This is a genomic window from Azohydromonas lata, assembly GCF_034427735.1.
GTDB lineage: Bacteria > Pseudomonadota > Gammaproteobacteria > Burkholderiales > Burkholderiaceae_C > Azohydromonas > Azohydromonas lata.
Genome location: NZ_JAXOJX010000038.1, coordinates 1 through 16,639, shown reverse-complemented (window position 1 = coordinate 16,639; position 16,639 = coordinate 1). Strand labels below are relative to the sequence as shown.

Sequence of the window (16,639 nt, the reverse complement as noted above, 5' to 3'; positions counted from 1 at the left end):
CTGTCCTCAAGGCGCCGCCAGCATCCCTTCCACCGGCTGTAAATCGCCCGGCTCCAGCAGCCCCGCGGCCTGGCGCAGGCGCAGGGCGCCCACCATCAGGTCGTAGCGCGCCTTGTAGAGGTCGCGCTGCGTGCTGTAGAGCTGGGTTTGGGCGTTGAGCACGTCCAGGTTGACGCGCACGCCCACGCGGTAGCCCAGTTGCGTGGCTTCCAACGCCAAGCGGCTGGAGCTTTCGGCCGCCTCCAGCGCGCCCACCTGCGCGCGCCCGGAGAGCACCGCGCTCCAGAGCTGGCGCGTCTGCAGCGCCACCGTGCGCTGCGCGGCCTCCAAGTCGTTGCGGGCCTTCTCCTCCAGCTTCAGCGTCTCCTCCACGCGGTTCTGTATGGAGTTGCCCGCGTACAGCGGCAGGTTGAGCTGCACGCCCACGCTGCCTGTCTGGGTGGTGCCGTTGGTCGAGGCGTTGCGCACGCCGTCGCCATTGGTGTTGCCGCGGGAGACGGAGCCCACCAGGTCCAGCGTGGGCAGGTGGTTGGCGCGGGCCTTCTCGGTTTCCAGCCTGGCGATCTCCAGCGCCGCCTGCGCGCGCTGCACCTGCGGATGCAGCGTACGGCTGGCTTCCACCCAGTCGTCTATGCCGGCGGGCGCCAGCACGTCGGGCAGCTGTACCGGCTGGCGCAGCGGCAGGGGCTGCACGCCGCTGCGGCCCACGAGCTGGTCCAGCGCGATGCGCTTGGTGCGCAGGTCGTTGTCGGCGGCGATCTCCTGGGCGGTGGCCAGGTCGAAGCGCGCCTGCGCCTCGCGCGTGTCGGTGATGGTGGCCGTGCCCACTTCGAAGTTGCGCTTGGCCGAGGCCAGCTGCTCGGCGATGGCCTGCTTGCTCGCACGCGTGGTGGTGAGCGTGTCCTGCGCGGACAGCACGTCGAAATAGGCCTGCGCCACGCGCACCAGCAAGTCCTGCTCGGCCACCTGCAGCTCGGCCAGCGAGCCCTCCAGGCTGCGGCGCGACTGCTGGACGGTGGCGTCGTTGGCGCGGTTGAACAGGGGCTGGCGCGCGTTGATCGCCACTTGCTTGCTGTTGTTGTCGCGCGAGCTCACGCCGTTGCTGAAAGCCGTGGCCGGGCCCCGGGTGCTGCCGTCGGTGCGCGTGGCGCTGCCGGCGAGGCTCACGTTGGGCCGGTGCAGCGCGTCGCTTTGCGCGGCGCGGTAGGGCGCCGACTCGGCCAGGGCGCGCGCGCTCAGGTAGGCGGCGTCGAATCCGCGCGCGGCCTGGTACAGCTCGGTCAGGCCTTGCGCGTGGGCCGTGCCGGCCAGGGCCAGCAGCCAGACGGCCATGCGGCCGTAAGTCTTGGGAGAAGGCATGGGCGGGATGCGATCGGGTTGGGCGCCGCCGCGGCGGAGGCCCGGGTCGGTGTCGGGGAAGGGGCTCTGGCCGCGCCGCCAGGCGGTACGCGGCGCGCAGGGCGGTCAGTAGCGCGGCAGCGAGCGGTCCATCTCCAGCGACCAGGCGTCTATGCCGCCGATCACGTCCCAGACCTCGTCGAAGCCATGGTGGGCGAGGTAGGCCGCCACGTGCGCGCTGCGCACGCCGTGGTGGCACAGGCAGACGATGGGCGCGTCGTCCGGCAGCTCATTGAGCCGCGAGGTCAGCTCGCCCATGGGGATGTCCAGCGCGCGCGTGCCCGGCAGCCGCAGCGCCGCGCGCTCCAGCTCCCAGGGCTCGCGCACGTCCAGCAGCACGGGCTGCTGCTGGGCATGGGCCTGCAGGAAGTCCTGCAGCTCGGCAACGCGCAGGCGGCGCATGGCAGCGGGCTTTCCCGGCTCAGAACGAGAAGCGGGTGGGTTCGGGGAACTTGAGCAGGCGCGGTGCGACGGTGTCGAACAGCACCACCTCGCCGAACTCGCGCTCGCCGGTGCGGGTGTAGAGCGTGGCGCGCATCATGGGCTCGTTGCCGACGATGGCCACCAGGCGGCCGCCGACCTTGAGCTGCTCCAGCAGCTCCTGCGGCACCGCGGCCACCGAGCCGGAGAGGATGATGGCGTCGAAGGGCGACTCGCCGGCCAGTCCCAGCGCGCCGTTGCCCTGGCGCACGGTGACGTTCATGATGCCGGCGCGCTTGAGGTTGGCCTTGGCCATCTCCACCAGCTCAGGCTCCAGCTCCAGGCTGAAGACCTGCTGCGCGCGGTGCGCCAGCAGCGCAGCCATGTAGCCGGAGCCGGTGCCCACTTCCAGCACCTTCTCGTGGCGCTGGAGCCTGAGGTCCTGCAGCAGCCGCGCCTCGAGCTTGGGCTCGAGCATGCACTGGCCGGCGGCGCCGCCCTGGCGCAGCGGCACCATCATGTCCACGAAGGTCAGGGCCCGCTGCGAGGCGGGCACGAAATCCTCGCGCTTCATCACCGCCAGCAGCGTGAGCACATCCGAATCCAGCACATCCCAGGGGCGGATCTGCTGCTCGATCATGTTGAAGCGGGCTTGTTCGACGTTCATGGTGGTTGTGTGGGTGTTTGCAGCGTGAATCGACGGCCGGGATTCTAGGCGGGCCCCATGTCATGGGGCTTGCGGCGGCCAGCGCAAGGGCGGGCGGGCGCTGCCTAGAATTTCCGCATGAAGCCTTTTCGCCCCCTTGGTCCCTGCCGCCGACGGCTGCTGCTCACCCTCCCGGCGCTGGGCGCTTCGCTGCTGGCCGGTTGTGGCGCGCTTGGGCTGCCCACGGAGCTCACGCTCACGCAGCAGGAGCTCGACGAGCGCCTGGCGCGGCGTTTCCCGCGCACGCAGCGCGTGCTGGAAGTGCTGGATCTCACCCTGAGCGACCCGCGCGTGCGGCTGATGCCGGAAAGCAACCGCCTGGCCTGCGACTTCGCCCTGGGCTTGCGCGAGCGCCTGTTCGACGCCGGCGGCAGCGGGCGCATCGCCTTCGATACCGGGCTGCGCTGGGAGCCCGCGGACGCCTCGCTGCGCCTGGCGCAGGTGGCCGTGCAGCAGCTGGAGCTGCAGGGGCTGCCGGGCGCGCTGCAATCGCAGGCCTCGCGCGCGGGGCGGCTGCTGGCCGAGCAGCTGCTGGAAGGCTTCACCCTGTGGCAGATGCCCGCGGAGCAGCAGCAGCGGCTGCGCCGCGCGGGGCTGGACGTCGGGACCATAGAGGTGCAGCCGCAGGGGCTGGTGGTGCATTTCGCGCGCGGCGCGGCGCGCTGACCGTTGCCGGCGCGACCGTTGCGTGAGCGCCACGGGGGGTAGGTAACATCCCCAGCTTTTGCGCTGAGCGGAGCTGTCTCTTGGACTGGATGCTGCTGTTGAAAGCCGCCGTGATGGGCGTGGTGGAGGGCTTGACCGAATTCCTGCCCATTTCGTCCACGGGACACCTGATCCTGGCGGGCTCGCTGCTGGGTTTCGAAGGCGAGACGGCCAAGGTCTTCGACATCGCCATACAGACCGGCGCGATGTTCGCCGTGATCTGGGAGTACCGGCAGCGGCTGCTGGGCACGGTGCGCGGCCTGGGCCACGACCCGGTGGCGCGGCGCTTTGCGCTGAACGTGCTGGTGGCCTTCATTCCCGCGGTGGTGCTGGGCCTGGCGCTGGGCAAGACCATCAAGGCGCACCTGTTCAAGCCCGTGCCGGTGGCCATGGCCTTCATCGTGGGCGGCCTGCTGATCCTGTGGATAGAGCGCATCCACCGCGCCCGCTACGGCTCGGACGACCCCGAGAAGCCGCGCGCGGCGCGCGTGGAGACGGTGGACCAGATGAGCGGGCTGGATGCGCTGCGGGTGGGCCTGCTGCAGTGCCTGGCGCTGATCCCGGGCACCAGCCGCTCCGGCGCCACCATCATGGGCGCGATGCTGCTGGGCTTCTCGCGCAAGGCGGCCACGGAGTTCAGCTTCTACCTGGGCATCCCGACGCTGATGGGCGCGGGCGCCTACTCGGTGTGGAAGCAGCGCGAGGCGCTGCACGTGGCCGATCTGCCGCTGTTTGCCGTGGGCACGGTGGTGGCCTTCGCCAGCGCGCTGCTGTGCATACGCTGGCTCATCCGTTACGTCTCCAGCCACGACTTCGTGCCCTTCGCCTGGTATCGCCTGGTCTTCGGCGGCATCGTGCTGCTGACGGCCTACACGGGCTGGGTCGACTGGGTGGATTGACCACGGATTCCCACAACGCAAGGAGAGCGCCATGCGCCTGGTGATCGGCAACAAGAACTACTCCTCCTGGTCCATGCGGCCCTGGGTGCTGATGAAGCAGTTGGGCATCCCGTTCGAGGAGGAGAAGCTGCGGCTGGACTTCACCCCGGGCTCGGCCTTCCGCACGCGGCTGGCCGAGGTCTCGCCCGTGGGCAAGGTGCCGGTGCTGCTGGACGGCGATCTGGCCATCTGGGACACGCTGGCCATCACCGAATACCTGGCCGAGAAGCTCACCGACGTGGCCGTGTGGCCGCGCGACGCGAAAGCGCGCGCGCGTGCGCGCTCGCTGTGCGCGGAGATGCACTCCGGCTTCATGTCGCTGCGCAGCAAGTGCCCCATGAACATCGAGGCCAGCCTGCCCGCGGTGGGCGCGCAGCTGATGGCCGGGGACGACGGCGTGCCGCGCGACCTGGCGCGCATCACGGCCATGTGGACCGAGGCGCTGCAGGGCAGCGGCGGGCCCTTTCTCTTCGGCGAGTTCTCGGCGGCCGACGCGTTTTATGCGCCCGTGGTGGCGCGGCTGCGCACCTACGCGCTGCCCGTGCCGCCGCAGGTGGCCGACTACATGGCGCGCGTGTGGTCCGCGCCGGGCGTGGCGGCCTGGGTGGCCGGGGCGCTGGCCGAGCAGGACTGGATCGGCGAGGACGAGCCTTACCGGCCATCCCGCTGAAAGCGCCTCAGCGCTTCTTGAACACCAGGTCCCAGACCCCGTGGCCCAGGCGCAGGCCGCGGGCCTCGAATTTGGTCAGCGGCCGGTACTCGGGGCGGGGCGCGTAGCCCTCGGCCGTGTTGGCCAGGGCCGGCTCGGCCGAGAGCACTTCCAGCATCTGCTCGGCGTAGGGCTGCCAGTCGGTGGCGCAGTGCAGGTAGCCGCCGGGAGCCAGCCGCGTGACCAGCTCGGCCACGAAGGGCGACTGGATCAGGCGGCGCTTGTTGTGCTTCTTCTTGTGCCAGGGGTCGGGGAAGAAGATATGCACGCCCGCCAGCGAGCCGGGCGCGACCATGTGCTGCAGCACCTGCACCGCGTCGTGCTGGACGATGCGCAGATTGGTGAGGCCCTTCTCGCCGATGTGCTTGAGCAGCGCCCCGACGCCGGGCGTGTGGACCTCGACGCCGATGAAATCGTGGTCCGCCAGCGTGGTGGCGATCTGCGCGGTGGCGTCGCCCATGCCGAAGCCGATTTCCAGCACCACGGGCGCCTGGCGGCCGAAGACGGCCGGGTAGTCCAGCGGCTGCGGCTGGTAGGGCAGGACGAAGCGCGGTCCCAGCTCGGCCAGCGCACGCTGCTGGCCCGTGCCCATGCGGCCGGCGCGCAGCACGTAGCTGCGGATGGCGCGGGCGTGCGGCGGCTGGGTGGAGGAGGGCTCCTCGGCGGGAGCGGGAGCGGAGACGTCGTCGGCGGCGTTCATGGCAGGGGGCGGAAAAGCGGATCGGTCCTGGCGCCGGCGCGCGGCCGTTGGTCGGCGCGCGGCGCAAAAGGGGCCGCATTGTGCCGTGGCGCGAAGGCCCCGGCGCCGCGGCGGCCGTGCGGCGCGCTGGCCACAGCCGTGAGGAAGTGGCGTTCGCAGCCCCTATAATCCGGCCTCTCAGAGCGGGCGTCGTATAACGGCCATTACCTTGGCTTCCCAAGCCAATGACGAGGGTTCGACTCCCTTCGCCCGCTCCACACACATCCCCAAGGGCCGCCTCGTGCGGCCCTTGGCGCTTGTGGGGGCCGGGCCCCTTTCGCCACGGACGTACCATGCGGGACTTTGCCTTGCCCGTCCCCCGTGCCCTCCGGAGCCCGCCATGAAGTTGCTGCGCGTGATCACCGTGGCCGTCCCGTCCCCCCAACTGCCCGCCGAGCCCTGGGGCGGCTTCGAATTCCAGCCGTGTGACGACCTGGACGCCGCCCTGGCCGCACTGCAGCAGCAGCCGGCCGATGCGCTGTGGGTTCGCGTGGCCGACACCGCCGCGCTGCATGAGCTGCAGCACTGGAGCGCGCTGTCGGCTGCCGTGGGCGAATGCGCGCTGGTCGCCTCGCTGCCGCAGCCGGCCGATGGCTTGGCGCTGGTGGGTCGCGGCGCGCAGGACCTGCTGCCGCTGCACGCGGGTGCCGGCGACGTGGCCCGCGCGCTGCGCCTGGCCGTGGAGCGCAAGCGTATCGAACGCGCCGCCCGCGGCACCTTTGCCACCGACGTCGCCACCGGGCTGCCCAACCGCGAGCAGCTCATCGAGCACGTCAGCCACCTGCTGGCGCTGCGCGAGCGCGAGCCCGCACCCATGGCGCTGCTGGCCGTGCGCGTGGAAGGCTTTGCCACCGTGCAGGCGCGGCTGGGCGGCGAATCGGCCCCTGTGCTGCGGCGCAAGGTGGCGGTGCGGCTGCGCGCGGGCTTGCGCGCCAGCGACGTGGTGGCGGCCATCGCCCCGGACACTTTTGCCGTGCTGCTGGCCTGGATAGACGCCCCTGGCGACGCGCGCAAGGTCGCCGACAAGTTGCTGGAGACGCTGCAGCGCCCCTTCAGCCTGCAGGGCGAGGCCGTGGCCGTGGGCGTGGCCCTGGGCGTGAGCCTGAGCCCCGGGGACGGCCGCGACGCCGCCGAGCTGCTGCGCCGATCCGTGGCGCTGGCCGCCGCCGCGCCCGCCGTGGGCCGCGCCGGCTACGCCAACTTCAGCGAGCGCGGCGCGCAGCCCGCAGCCAACGACGAGGAATGAGCTCTCCGCGCCGAAAAACAAAAGGGCCGCTGATCGCGGCCCTTGTCCTCTACGGTGCAGGCGTCGGCCGCCTCACCAGAACAGCGCCCACAGCGCGGCGATGATCAGCGCCCACTTGCCCACGTAGTAGGTCGTGCGGCTGCGCTTCTTGAGGTCCTTGGCTTTCTGGCGCAGGGCATAAAAGCCCTTGAAGAAGCGGTTGAAGGCGCCCACGTGCTCGCCGGGCACGTTTTGCGTGGCGGCGGCCGACATGACGTGGCGCGCGAAGAAGCGGTTGAACCAGCGCGCGGGCGCGAACCACAGCGGCCGCTCCACGTCGCAGAACAGGATCACGCGCTGCTGCTGCGTGCCGTTGGCGGCGTGGTGGATGTAGGTCTCGTCGAACATCACCGCCTGGCCGTCGCGCCAGTGGTGGCGCTGGCCGTCCACCTCGATGTAGCAGCCCGGGTCGTTGGGCGTGGCCAGGCCCAGGTGGTAGCGCAGCGAGCCGGCGTAGGGGTCGCGGTGGCGCACCAGTGTCGCGCCCGGCGGCAGCGAGGCGAACATGGCCGCCTTCACCGACGGAATGCCCTTGAGCAGCGCCACCGTGCGCGGGCAGGCGGCTTCGGCCGAGGGCATCTCCTGCCCGTACCAGCTCAGGTAGAAGCGCTTCCAGCCCGTGCGGAAGAAGCTGTTGAAGCCCATGTCGATGTGGCCGTCGGCCGCGCGTATGGCGCCCTGCTCGTTCAGGCGCAGGGCCTCCTCGCGGATGAGCTGCCAGTGGTCCGTGAGCACCTGCATCTCGGGAAACTCGCGCGGGTCTATGAAGGCGCTGCGCGGCGTGCGCGAGAACAGGTACATCAGCGCGTTCACGGGGGCCAGCAGCACCTGGAAGTCCAGCAGCGCGCGGACCATGCCGAAGCGCACGCGGCCGCGGAAGTGCGCGTACAGCGCCGAGGCCACGAAGACGAGCAGCACCCAGTGCCGCGGTTGGAGAGAGAGGTTCATGGGGATGCTTCCCGGTAGCAGCACGCACAACCCGCACGGTCCGCGGGGCGAAGGCGGGCCGGGGCAGGGCGGGCGCGCCGGGGTGCGGCGGCGCCCGCGGGCCTCACGTCACTTGAGGATGTCGCCCAAGCAGAGGTACTTGAGCTCGATGTAGTCGTCCATGCCGTGGTGCGAGCCCTCGCGGCCCAAGCCGGACTGCTTCACGCCGCCGAAGGGCACCTCGGCCGTGGAGATGATGCCGGTGTTGATGCCCACCATGCCGTACTCCAGCGCCTCGCCCACGCGGAAGATGCGGCCGATGTCGCGGCTGTAGAAGTAGCTGGCCAGGCCGAACTCGGTGGCGTTGGCCAGGGCGATGGCCTCGGCCTCGGTGGCAAAGCGCTGCACGGGGGCAACCGGGCCGAAGGTCTCCTCGCGCGTGCACAGCATGTCGCCGGTCACGTCGGCCAGCACGGTGGGAGCGTAGAAGAGGTTGCTCTGCAGGCCCTGCACGCGCGCGCCGCCGCTCACCAGCCGCGCGCCCTTGGCCAGCGCGTCGGCCACGTGGGCCTCGGCCTTCTCCACGGCGGCCGGCTCGATCATGGGGCCCACCTGCACGCCGGGCTCGAAGCCGTTGCCCACCTTGAGCTGGCCCACGCGCTCGGCCAGCTTGGCCACGAAGGCGTCGTACACGCCGTCCTGCACGTACATGCGGTTGGCGCACACGCAGGTCTGGCCGGCGTTGCGGTACTTGCTGGCCAGCGCGCCTTCCACGGCGCTGTCCAGGTCGGCGTCGTCGAAGACGATGAAGGGCGCGTTGCCGCCCAGCTCCAGGCCCAGCTTCTTGATGGTGGGCGCGCACTGCTTCATGAGGATGCGGCCGACCTCGGTGGAGCCGGTGAAGCTGAGGTGGCGCACCACGTCCGAGTCGCACAGCACCTTGCCCACCTCGATGGAGCGCTGCGAGTCGGCCGTGATCACGTTGAGCACGCCCGCGGGCATGCCCGCGCGCTGCGCGAGCTCGGCCACGGCCAGCGCCGACAGCGGTGTGGCCTCGGCGGGCTTGATCACCACGGGGCAGCCCGCGGCCAGGGCCGGCGCGACCTTGCGCGTGATCATGGCGATGGGGAAGTTCCACGGCGTGATGGCCGCGCACACGCCGATGGGCTGCTTGATGACGAGGTAGCGCTTGTTGCCGTCGGTGGTCGGCACGGTCTCGCCATAGACGCGCTTGGCCTCTTCGGCGAACCATTCAATGAAACTGGCGCCGTAGCCCACTTCGCCGCGCGCCTCGGCCAGGGGCTTGCCCTGCTCGGCGGTCATGATGCGGGCCAGGTCCTCGGCGTTCTGCATCAGCAGCTGGTACCAGCGCATGAGGATGGCGCCGCGCTCCTTGGCGGTCTTGGCGCGCCAGGCCGGCCAGGCCTTGTCGGCGGCCTGGAGGGCGGCTTCGGCCTCGCTGCCACCCAGGTTGGGCACCTCGGCCAGCACGCGGCCCGTGGCCGGGTCGCGGACTTCGAAACGGGTTTCGCCTGCGACCCACTGCCCGTTGATGAGGGCGTCGGTCTTGAGCAGGCTGGGGTCCTGGAGGGTGGTCAGGGGAGTGTTGTCGTTCATGTCGGCTGCTTCGTGTGCACGGGACAGGGCCGACATGATAGGCGCGCCCCTGCGGGCGGCCTTGACGCAGCCGAAGCCGGCGAGGTGCCGACCTATAATCGCCGGTTCGTCTAAACACGTGCCGAATCAAGCACTTGGCGACCGCTGCAGCGGCTGTCGCCGGCGCCGGCCGAGGAGGCGGCTTCCCATCCCCACGGGAAGGCCGTCGCAGAGCATGCCTGTCGCGGGCCGCGAGAGCCGCCCGCTGACTCCAGAAAGCACCGGATGAAAGCCGCCGAAATCCGCCAGTCGTTCCTGAAGTTCTTCGAGTCCAAGGGCCACGCCATCGTGGCCTCCAGCCCCGTGGTGCCGGGCGACGACCCCACGCTGCTGTTCACCAACGCGGGGATGAACCAGTTCAAGGACGTGTTCCTGGGCTTCGACAAGCGCCCCTACAGCCGTGCCACCACGGCCCAGAAGTGCATCCGCGCCGGCGGCAAGCACAACGACCTGGACAACGTGGGCTACACCGCGCGGCACCACACCTTCTTCGAGATGCTGGGCAACTTCAGCTTCGGGGACTACTTCAAGCACGACGCCATCCAGTACGCCTGGGAGCTGCTGACCAAGGTGTTCAAGCTGCCGGAAGACAAGCTCTGGGTGACGGTCTACGCCGAGGACGACGAGGCGTTTGAGATCTGGAACAAGACCGTGGGCGTGCCGGCCGAGCGCATCGTGCGCATCGGCGACAACAAGGGCGCGCGCTACGCCTCGGACAACTTCTGGATGATGGGCGACACCGGCCCCTGCGGCCCGTGCACCGAGATCTTCTACGACCACGGCCCCGAGATCGCCGGCGGCCCGCCGGGGTCGCCTGATGAAGACGGCGACCGCTACATCGAGATCTGGAACAACGTGTTCATGCAGTTCAACCGCGACGAAGCGGGCGTGATGCACAAGCTTCCCAAACCCAGCGTCGACACCGGCATGGGCCTGGAGCGCATCGCGGCGGTGCTGCAGCACGTGCACTCCAACTACGAGATCGACCTGTTCGTGAACCTGCTGGCCGCGGCCAAGGGCGCGGTGGACGCGTCCGGTGCCGGCCACTGCGACGCGGCCTCGCCCTCGCTCAAGGTGATTGCCGACCACATCCGCGCCTGCGCCTTCACGGTGGCCGACGGCGTGATCCCCGGCAACGCCGGCCGCGGCTACGTGCTGCGCCGCATCACGCGCCGCGCCATCCGCCACGGCTACAAGCTGGGCGCGCGCACCCCGTTCTTCCACAAGCTCGTGGCCGCGCTGGTCAAGGAGATGGGCGACGCCTACCCCGAACTGCGCCAGAACGAGTCGCGCGTCACCGAGGTGCTCAAGCAGGAGGAGGAGCGCTTCTTCCAGACCATCGCCAACGGCATGGAGATCCTGGAAGCGGCCCTGGCCACGGGCGCGCAGGTGGTGGACGGCGAGACCGCCTTCAAGCTGCACGACACCTACGGCTTCCCGCTGGACCTCACGGCCGACGTGTGCCGCGAGCGCGGCGTGACGGTGGACGAGGCCGGCTTCAACGTCGCCATGAACCGCCAGCGCGAGTTGGCCCGCGCCGCCGGCAAGTTCAAGATGGCCGCCGGCCTGGAGTACAGCGGCTCGGCCACGACCTTCCACGGCTACGACAAGCTGCTGCACGACACCGCCACCGTGGTGGCCGTGTACGTGGACGGCGTGCAGGCCCAGTCCGCCCGCGCCGGCGACGACGCCGTGATCGTGCTGGACCACACCCCCTTCTATGCCGAGAGCGGCGGCCAGGTCGGCGACGCCGGCGAGCTGCGCAACGCCAGCACGCGCGTGGAAGTGGACGACACCATGAAGATCCAGGCCGACGTGTTCGGCCACCACGGCCGCGTCGTCGAGGGCGAGGTGCGCGTGGGCGACGCCTTCAACGCCCGCGTGGACGCCGAGCGGCGCGCGCGCATCATGCGCAACCACAGCGCCACGCACCTGATGCACAAGGCGCTGCGCGAGGTGCTCGGCGGCCACGTGCAGCAAAAGGGCTCGCTGGTGACGCCGGAGCGCACGCGCTTCGACTTCGCGCACACCGCGCCGCTGACGGCCGAGGAAATCCGCCGCGTCGAGGCCATCGTCAACGCCGAAGTCCTGGCCAACGAGGCCACCGACGCCACCGTCATGGCGCTGGAAGACGCGCAAAAGACGGGCGCCATGATGCTGTTCGGCGAGAAGTACGGCGAGCGCGTGCGCGTGCTGCGCATCGGCTCCACGCAGGAGCTGTGCGGCGGCACGCACGTGCAGCGCACGGGCGACATCGGCCTCTTCAAGATCGTGGCCGAAGGCGGCGTGGCCGCCGGCATCCGCCGCGTCGAGGCCGTCACGGGCGAGAACGCGCTGGCCTACGTGCAGTCGCTGGAGACCACGGTCAGCAGCGTGGCCGGCGCCCTGAAGGTGACGCCGGCCGACGTGCCGGCGCGCCTCACGCAAGTGCAGGAGCAGGTGCGCGCGCTGGAGAAGGAAATCGCCGCGCTCAAGGGCAAGCTGGCGTCTTCCCAGGGCGACGAGCTGCTCACCCGCGCCGTGGAGGTAAAGGGCCTGAAGGTGCTGGCCGCCACGCTGGAAGGCGCCGACGCCAAGACCCTGCGCGAGACCATGGACAAGCTCAAGGACAAGCTCAAGAGCGCCGCCATCGTCCTGGCCGCCGTCGAAGGCGCCAAGGTGCAGATCGCCGCGGGCGTGACGGCCGACTCCATCGCCAAGGTCAAGGCCGGCGAGCTGGTGAACTTCGTGGCGCAGCAAGTCGGCGGCAAGGGCGGCGGCAAGCCGGACATGGCCATGGCCGGCGGCACGGACGCCTCCAAGCTGCCCCAGGCCCTGGCCTCGGTGCAGGGCTGGGTGGCCGAGCGGCTGTAAGCCTGCCGGTGGCGCCCAACGTGGCGCCTGAATGGGAAAAGCCCGTCGCGCTGTTGGCCGACGGGCTTTTTGTTGGGTGGTGCGGGCCGTGAGTGGCGACATCTGCGCTCTAACTCGTCATTCCCGCCTTCGCGGGAATGACGATTCGGGGGGCGCTGCCGATCAGCTTTCGGCTGTCACTTGGCCCTCACTTACGCCCCTTGAGCTGCTCGCAAGGGTCCGTCCCGCCGGTGGAATGCAGCGCGGGCAGGGTGCGGTCCGAGGGCAGGGTGTCGCCGGGGAACTGGCCGAACATGGTCACGAACAAGTCGTCGGCCTTGAAGCCGAGCTGCTGCAGGTGCAGCGGCACGCCGCGGTCGCGCGCGGCGTGTTGCGCGCCGGAGAGCAGCAGCACCTGACGGCCTGGGCCCGCGCTCTCCACGGCCTGCGCCACGGTGCGCGCCATGCTCTGGTCGCGCGCGAGCTGTATGCGCAACATGCCGCCCTCGTGCTCGGCCGGCAGCAGCCCGCAGTGGCCCTCGCGTATGGCGGTTTTCAATTCGTCGTTGATGGCCGGGGGCAGCAGCCGGTCCAGAGACTCGTTCTGCATGGCCTCGCGCATGTCGCGCCGCGGCAGGTTGCCGCCCAGCACCGGCACCTCGGCGCGCACGGCTGACATCACCACGTCCTTATAGGTATCCCAGGGCCAGGCGGCGGCGCTCCAGCGCAGGGCATCCTTGACGGCGGCCTCGTCGGCCGCGGCGGGCAACCGCGCCGTGCTGGCGCCGCTCTCGGCCATCTCCAGTACCACGGCGGCCAGCCGCCGCTGCTGCGCCAGCTCGCGCACCGCCTGCGCCACCTGCCGCTGCTGGTCGGCCTGGTCGTGCTGCTCGCCGTAGAGCAGCACGCGCGGCGCGGCCGGCGGCACGGCGGCCCGCGCACAGGGCAGCAGCAAGCCCAGGGAGAGCAACAGCGGGAACAGGCGCGGCAGCGGTTTCATGCAGGAACCCTCTCCAGGCAGAGCAACGGTGGGGCGCCAGGCGACGGCCCCAAGGTCCAGCATAGCGAGCCACGGGCCTGGACATGGCCGCGCGCAAGCCCCTGATAGAGTGCGCGCCTTATGAAGGAACCCCCCGATCTCGCCGGCCGGCACCTGGTGCTCGGCCTCTCCGGCGGCATCGCCTGCTACAAGTCCGCCGAGCTGGTGCGCGAGCTCATGCGCGCCGGCGCCACGGTGCAGGTGGTGATGACGCCCGCGGCCGAACAGTTCATCACCGCCGTGACGATGCAGGCCCTCTCCGGCCGCCCCGTGGTGCGCAGCCAGTGGGACGAGCGCGAGCACAACGCGATGGCCCACATCAACCTGAGCCGCGCGGCCGACGCCATCCTCATCGCCCCGGCCAGCGCCGACCTCATCGCGCAGCTCGCCCAGGGCCGCGCCGACGAGCTGCTGAGCCTGCTATGCCTGGCCCGCCCCTTTGCCTCCGGCCACGAGCGCGTGCCGCTGCTGCTGGCCCCGGCCATGAACCGCGAGATGTGGGCCCACCCGGCCACGCAGCGCAACGTCGCCCAAGTGGTGGCCGACGGCGCCCTGCTGCTGGGCCCGGGCCACGGCGACCAGGCCTGCGGCGAAGTGGGCGACGGCCGCATGCTGGAGGCCGTTGAGCTGCGCGACGCCGTCATCGGCTTCTTCCAGCCCAAGGTCTTGCAAGGCAAGAAGCTCCTGATCACCGCCGGGCCGACCTTCGAGCCCATCGACCCGGTGCGGGGCTTGACCAATCTCTCCAGCGGCAAGATGGGCTTTGCCATCGCCCGCGCCGCGCAGGAGGCGGGGGCTGAAGTCACGCTCGTGGCCGGCCCCGTGCACCTGGACACGCCCGCCGGGGTGCGCCGCATCGACGTGCGCACGGCGCGGCAGATGTTCGACGCGGTGCTGCCGCTGGCCCCCGAGCACGACGTGTTCGTGGCCACTGCCGCGGTGGCCGACTGGCGCCCGGCCGACGTGTCGGACGCCAAGATCAAGAAGGCCCCGGGCCGCGACGTGCCGGTGCTGGAGCTCGTCGAGAACCCCGACATCCTGGCCGCGGTGGCGCGGCTGGCGCGCAGGCCTTACTGCGTGGGCTTTGCCGCCGAGAGCCACGACCTGGCCAGACACGCGCGGGAAAAACTTCAGCGAAAGAATGTGCCCCTGGTGGTGGGCAACCTGGGCCCCGCCACCTTCGGCCGCGACGACAACGCGCTGCTGCTGGTGGACGCCCAGGGTGAGCGCGAAGTGCCCTGCGCGTCCAAGCGGGCGCTTTCGCGCGTGCTGGTACAGGAAATTGCGCAGCGGCTGGCCAGCCGAAGCTGAAGACACCCGGCCAACTCCCAACTCCCACAACACATCGTCATGCCCGCGCAGGCGGGCATCCACCCTTGCCGTGATGCCGCCAAGGCTGCGTCACGCGGCTCGTGGATGCCCGCGTGCGCGGGCATGACGGTTCCTTTTTCAACCGGAACCCTGCATGACCACCATAGACCTGAAAATCCTCGACCCCCGCGTCGCCGAGCGCTGGGACGAACTGGCTCCCCGCTACGCCACCCCCGGCAGCGCCGGGCTGGACCTGCGCGCCTGCCTGGACGTGCCGCTGGTGCTGCAGCCCGGCGACGCGGCGCTCATCCCCACGGGCATCGCCATCCACATCGGCGACCCCGGCCTGGCCGCCATGCTGCTGCCGCGCTCGGGCCTGGGCCACAAGCACGGCCTGGTGCTGGGCAATCTCGTGGGCCTCATCGATGCCGACTACCAGGGCCCGCTCATGGTGAGCTGCTGGAACCGCGGCAAGGAGCCCTTCACCGTGCAGCCGCTGGAGCGCATCGCGCAAATGATCATCGTCCCCGTGGTGCAGGCCCAATTCCGCCGCGTGCAGGAGTTCGGCGATTCGCAGCGCGGCGAAGGCGGCTTCGGTTCCACCGGCCGGAACTGAACCTGCTTTGCTTATGCGCCTAAGCGTTTGCCCCGGGCACGCGGCGCATCAAGATGGCGCCCCGCTGGCCGATCAATAAACCCTTGGCCGCTGCGGGCTGGCGACTTGCCGACAGACCCGCGAACCGGCAATTTCTTCCTTTCGACGGACCACAGCGATCCATGTCCAAGCCCAAAGCGGCTGCCCTGGCGGCGGTCCTCATCGTGGCCGGCCTCTCCGGCGCCTGGTGGTTCAACGGCCGCAAGGAGGCCGCGCCCGCGGGCGGCGGCGCATCGGCGGCGGCCTCTCCCGCCAGCGGCGCGGCGTCCGGCGCCGGCGGCGCGCCGGTGAGCGTCACCAGCGTGGTGGCGCAGCAGCGCGACGTGCCGGTGCTGCTGCAGGCGCCCGGCACCGTCACGGCGCTGCGCAGCGTGGAAGTGAAGCCGCAGGTGGCCAGCCAGGTGACGCAGGTGCACGTGCGCGAGGGCCAGAACGTCAGGCGCGGCGAGCTGCTGTTCACGCTGGACGCGCGCAACGACGAGGCCAACGTCGCCCGCGCGCAGGCGCAACTGCTGCGCGACCAGGCCACCGCCGCCGACGCCCAGCGCCAGCTCGCCCGCAGCCGCGAGCTGCTGGCGCAGAACTTCGTGTCGCAGGGCGCGGTGGACACGGCGCAGGCGCAGGCCGAGGCGCAGGCCGCCGTGGTGGCCGCGGACCGCGCCGCGCTGGATGCCGCCAAGGTGGCGCTGTCCTACAGCCGCATCACGGCGCCGGGGGACGGGCGCATCGGCACCGTGAACGTCTATCCCGGCACCAGCGTCTCGCCCACGGGCGCGGCGCTGCTCACGCTCACGCAGATCGACCCCATCGCCGTGGCCTTCAACCTGCCGCAGCGCGAGCTGCCCGCGCTGCTGGAGCTCATGGGCCAGGGCGGCGGCCAGGTGCAGGCCGTGCTGCCGGAAGGCCGCAAGCCCCGCACCGGAAAACTCCAGTTCGTGGACAACGCGGTGGACCTGGCGTCGGGCACGGTGCGCGTGAAGGCCCAGTTCGACAACGCCGACCAGTCGCTGTGGCCCGGCGCCTTCGTGGACGTGAGCCTGACCGTGCGCACGCTGCGCGGCGCGGTGGTGGTGCCGCAGGCGGCCGTCATCCAGGGCCCGCGCGGAACGACCCTCTTCGTGATCGAGGGCAACAAAGCCGCGGCGCGGCCCGTCACGGTGACTTACGCCGCTGGCAACGACGCGGTGGTGGACGGTGTGCGCGCGGGTGAACGCGTGGTGGTGGACGGCAAGCAGAACCTGCGCCCCGGTGCCCCGGTGGTCGAGCGCGGCGCGGGGGCCCCCGCGGGCCGCGGCGGCGAAGGCCACGGCGGGCAGGGC

Annotated in this window: 15 protein-coding genes and 1 tRNA gene; 9 read left to right on the top strand and 7 right to left on the bottom strand. The window is 71.0% G+C overall.

All coding sequences use genetic code 11. The annotated features are described in order from the left end of the window. Nucleotides 1–6: 6 nt before the first annotated feature. The 3 genes from SM757_RS20940 to SM757_RS20930 form a co-directional block, all read right to left on the bottom strand. The gene (locus SM757_RS20940) at nucleotides 7–1,359 is read right to left on the bottom strand and encodes a TolC family outer membrane protein (RefSeq protein WP_322466914.1); all 1,353 of its coding nucleotides are present in this window, start codon (nucleotides 1,357–1,359) and stop codon (nucleotides 7–9) included. 105 nt (nucleotides 1,360–1,464) lie between these two features. Then, nucleotides 1,465–1,800 carry a rhodanese-like domain-containing protein gene (locus tag SM757_RS20935; RefSeq protein WP_322466913.1) on the bottom strand — a complete coding sequence of 112 codons (336 nt, stop codon included), beginning with the start codon at nucleotides 1,798–1,800 and terminating at the stop codon, nucleotides 1,465–1,467. Between the two features lie 19 nt (nucleotides 1,801–1,819). After that, nucleotides 1,820–2,485 carry a protein-L-isoaspartate O-methyltransferase family protein gene (locus tag SM757_RS20930; RefSeq protein ID WP_066333875.1) on the bottom strand — a complete coding sequence of 222 codons (666 nt, stop codon included), beginning with the start codon at nucleotides 2,483–2,485 and terminating at the stop codon, nucleotides 1,820–1,822. A gap of 117 nt (nucleotides 2,486–2,602) precedes the next feature. On the opposite strand from SM757_RS20930, the gene SM757_RS20925 reads away from it, so the two are divergent. From SM757_RS20925 to SM757_RS20915, 3 genes are all read left to right on the top strand, one after another. Continuing rightward, entirely contained in the window at nucleotides 2,603–3,190 is a 588-nt protein-coding gene (locus tag SM757_RS20925) for a hypothetical protein (protein WP_322466912.1), read from the top strand. An 80-nt stretch (nucleotides 3,191–3,270) separates the two neighbouring features. After that, complete coding sequence (locus SM757_RS20920) at nucleotides 3,271–4,128, top strand: undecaprenyl-diphosphate phosphatase (protein ID WP_322466911.1); 858 nt, start codon at nucleotides 3,271–3,273, stop codon at nucleotides 4,126–4,128. A 31-nt stretch (nucleotides 4,129–4,159) separates the two neighbouring features. After that, entirely contained in the window at nucleotides 4,160–4,837 is a 678-nt protein-coding gene (locus SM757_RS20915) for a glutathione S-transferase family protein (protein WP_322466910.1), read from the top strand. A gap of 7 nt (nucleotides 4,838–4,844) precedes the next feature. Here the strand turns inward: SM757_RS20915 and trmB are convergent, their stop codons facing one another. After that, on the bottom strand, nucleotides 4,845–5,576 hold the full coding sequence (gene trmB / locus SM757_RS20910; protein WP_084267278.1) for a tRNA (guanosine(46)-N7)-methyltransferase TrmB: 732 nt from the start codon (nucleotides 5,574–5,576) through the stop codon (nucleotides 4,845–4,847). Nucleotides 5,577–5,758: 182 nt separating this feature from the next. On the opposite strand from trmB, the gene SM757_RS20905 reads away from it, so the two are divergent. Next, a tRNA-Gly gene (locus SM757_RS20905) sits at nucleotides 5,759–5,833 on the top strand. Between the two features lie 122 nt (nucleotides 5,834–5,955). Continuing rightward, nucleotides 5,956–6,861: a GGDEF domain-containing protein gene (locus SM757_RS20900; protein WP_066333864.1), complete on the top strand. Its 906-nt coding sequence runs from the start codon at nucleotides 5,956–5,958 to the stop codon at nucleotides 6,859–6,861. 72 nt (nucleotides 6,862–6,933) lie between these two features. On the opposite strand, the gene SM757_RS20895 is transcribed toward SM757_RS20900, so the two are convergent. Together SM757_RS20895 and SM757_RS20890 are read right to left on the bottom strand one after the other, a co-directional pair. After that, complete coding sequence (locus SM757_RS20895; protein ID WP_322466909.1) at nucleotides 6,934–7,848, bottom strand: aspartyl/asparaginyl beta-hydroxylase domain-containing protein; 915 nt, start codon at nucleotides 7,846–7,848, stop codon at nucleotides 6,934–6,936. 108 nt (nucleotides 7,849–7,956) lie between these two features. After that, nucleotides 7,957–9,444 (bottom strand): NAD-dependent succinate-semialdehyde dehydrogenase, encoded by a 1,488-nt coding sequence (locus SM757_RS20890; protein WP_066333862.1) that lies wholly within the window; start codon nucleotides 9,442–9,444, stop codon nucleotides 7,957–7,959. Nucleotides 9,445–9,708: 264 nt separating this feature from the next. On the opposite strand from SM757_RS20890, the gene alaS reads away from it, so the two are divergent. Then, the gene (gene alaS / locus SM757_RS20885) at nucleotides 9,709–12,336 is read left to right on the top strand and encodes an alanine--tRNA ligase (RefSeq protein WP_322466908.1); all 2,628 of its coding nucleotides are present in this window, start codon (nucleotides 9,709–9,711) and stop codon (nucleotides 12,334–12,336) included. A 187-nt stretch (nucleotides 12,337–12,523) separates the two neighbouring features. Here alaS and SM757_RS20880 read toward each other — a convergent pair whose 3' ends face one another. Continuing rightward, nucleotides 12,524–13,315, bottom strand: a complete 792-nt coding sequence (locus tag SM757_RS20880) for a ChaN family lipoprotein (RefSeq protein ID WP_322466907.1) — start codon at nucleotides 13,313–13,315, stop codon at nucleotides 12,524–12,526. 120 nt (nucleotides 13,316–13,435) lie between these two features. On the opposite strand from SM757_RS20880, the gene coaBC reads away from it, so the two are divergent. The 3 genes from coaBC to SM757_RS20865 form a co-directional block, all read left to right on the top strand. Further along, nucleotides 13,436–14,665, top strand: a complete 1,230-nt coding sequence (coaBC, locus tag SM757_RS20875) for a bifunctional phosphopantothenoylcysteine decarboxylase/phosphopantothenate--cysteine ligase CoaBC (RefSeq protein ID WP_322466906.1) — start codon at nucleotides 13,436–13,438, stop codon at nucleotides 14,663–14,665. Between the two features lie 154 nt (nucleotides 14,666–14,819). Beyond that, nucleotides 14,820–15,281: a dUTP diphosphatase gene (gene dut, locus SM757_RS20870; protein ID WP_066333854.1), complete on the top strand. Its 462-nt coding sequence runs from the start codon at nucleotides 14,820–14,822 to the stop codon at nucleotides 15,279–15,281. Nucleotides 15,282–15,442: 161 nt separating this feature from the next. Further along, nucleotides 15,443–16,639, top strand: a 1,197-nt coding sequence (locus tag SM757_RS20865) for an efflux RND transporter periplasmic adaptor subunit (protein ID WP_322466905.1), incomplete at its 3' end; no start/stop codon positions are given.

Excerpts from the sequence above, each read along its gene's own strand:
- SM757_RS20940 (WP_322466914.1), bottom strand. The coding sequence starts at position 1,359 with ATGCCTTCTCCCAAGACTTACGGCCGCATGGCCGTCTGGCTGCTGGCC.
- SM757_RS20935 (WP_322466913.1), bottom strand. The coding sequence starts at position 1,800 with ATGCGCCGCCTGCGCGTTGCCGAGCTGCAGGACTTCCTGCAGGCCCAT.
- SM757_RS20930 (WP_066333875.1), bottom strand. The coding sequence starts at position 2,485 with ATGAACGTCGAACAAGCCCGCTTCAACATGATCGAGCAGCAGATCCGC.
- SM757_RS20925 (WP_322466912.1), top strand. The coding sequence starts at position 2,603 with ATGAAGCCTTTTCGCCCCCTTGGTCCCTGCCGCCGACGGCTGCTGCTC.
- SM757_RS20915 (WP_322466910.1), top strand. The coding sequence starts at position 4,160 with ATGCGCCTGGTGATCGGCAACAAGAACTACTCCTCCTGGTCCATGCGG.
- trmB (WP_084267278.1), bottom strand. The coding sequence starts at position 5,576 with ATGAACGCCGCCGACGACGTCTCCGCTCCCGCTCCCGCCGAGGAGCCC.
- SM757_RS20900 (WP_066333864.1), top strand. The coding sequence starts at position 5,956 with ATGAAGTTGCTGCGCGTGATCACCGTGGCCGTCCCGTCCCCCCAACTG.
- SM757_RS20895 (WP_322466909.1), bottom strand. The coding sequence starts at position 7,848 with ATGAACCTCTCTCTCCAACCGCGGCACTGGGTGCTGCTCGTCTTCGTG.
- SM757_RS20890 (WP_066333862.1), bottom strand. The coding sequence starts at position 9,444 with ATGAACGACAACACTCCCCTGACCACCCTCCAGGACCCCAGCCTGCTC.
- alaS (WP_322466908.1), top strand. The coding sequence starts at position 9,709 with ATGAAAGCCGCCGAAATCCGCCAGTCGTTCCTGAAGTTCTTCGAGTCC.
- SM757_RS20880 (WP_322466907.1), bottom strand. The coding sequence starts at position 13,315 with ATGAAACCGCTGCCGCGCCTGTTCCCGCTGTTGCTCTCCCTGGGCTTG.
- coaBC (WP_322466906.1), top strand. The coding sequence starts at position 13,436 with ATGAAGGAACCCCCCGATCTCGCCGGCCGGCACCTGGTGCTCGGCCTC.
- dut (WP_066333854.1), top strand. The coding sequence starts at position 14,820 with ATGACCACCATAGACCTGAAAATCCTCGACCCCCGCGTCGCCGAGCGC.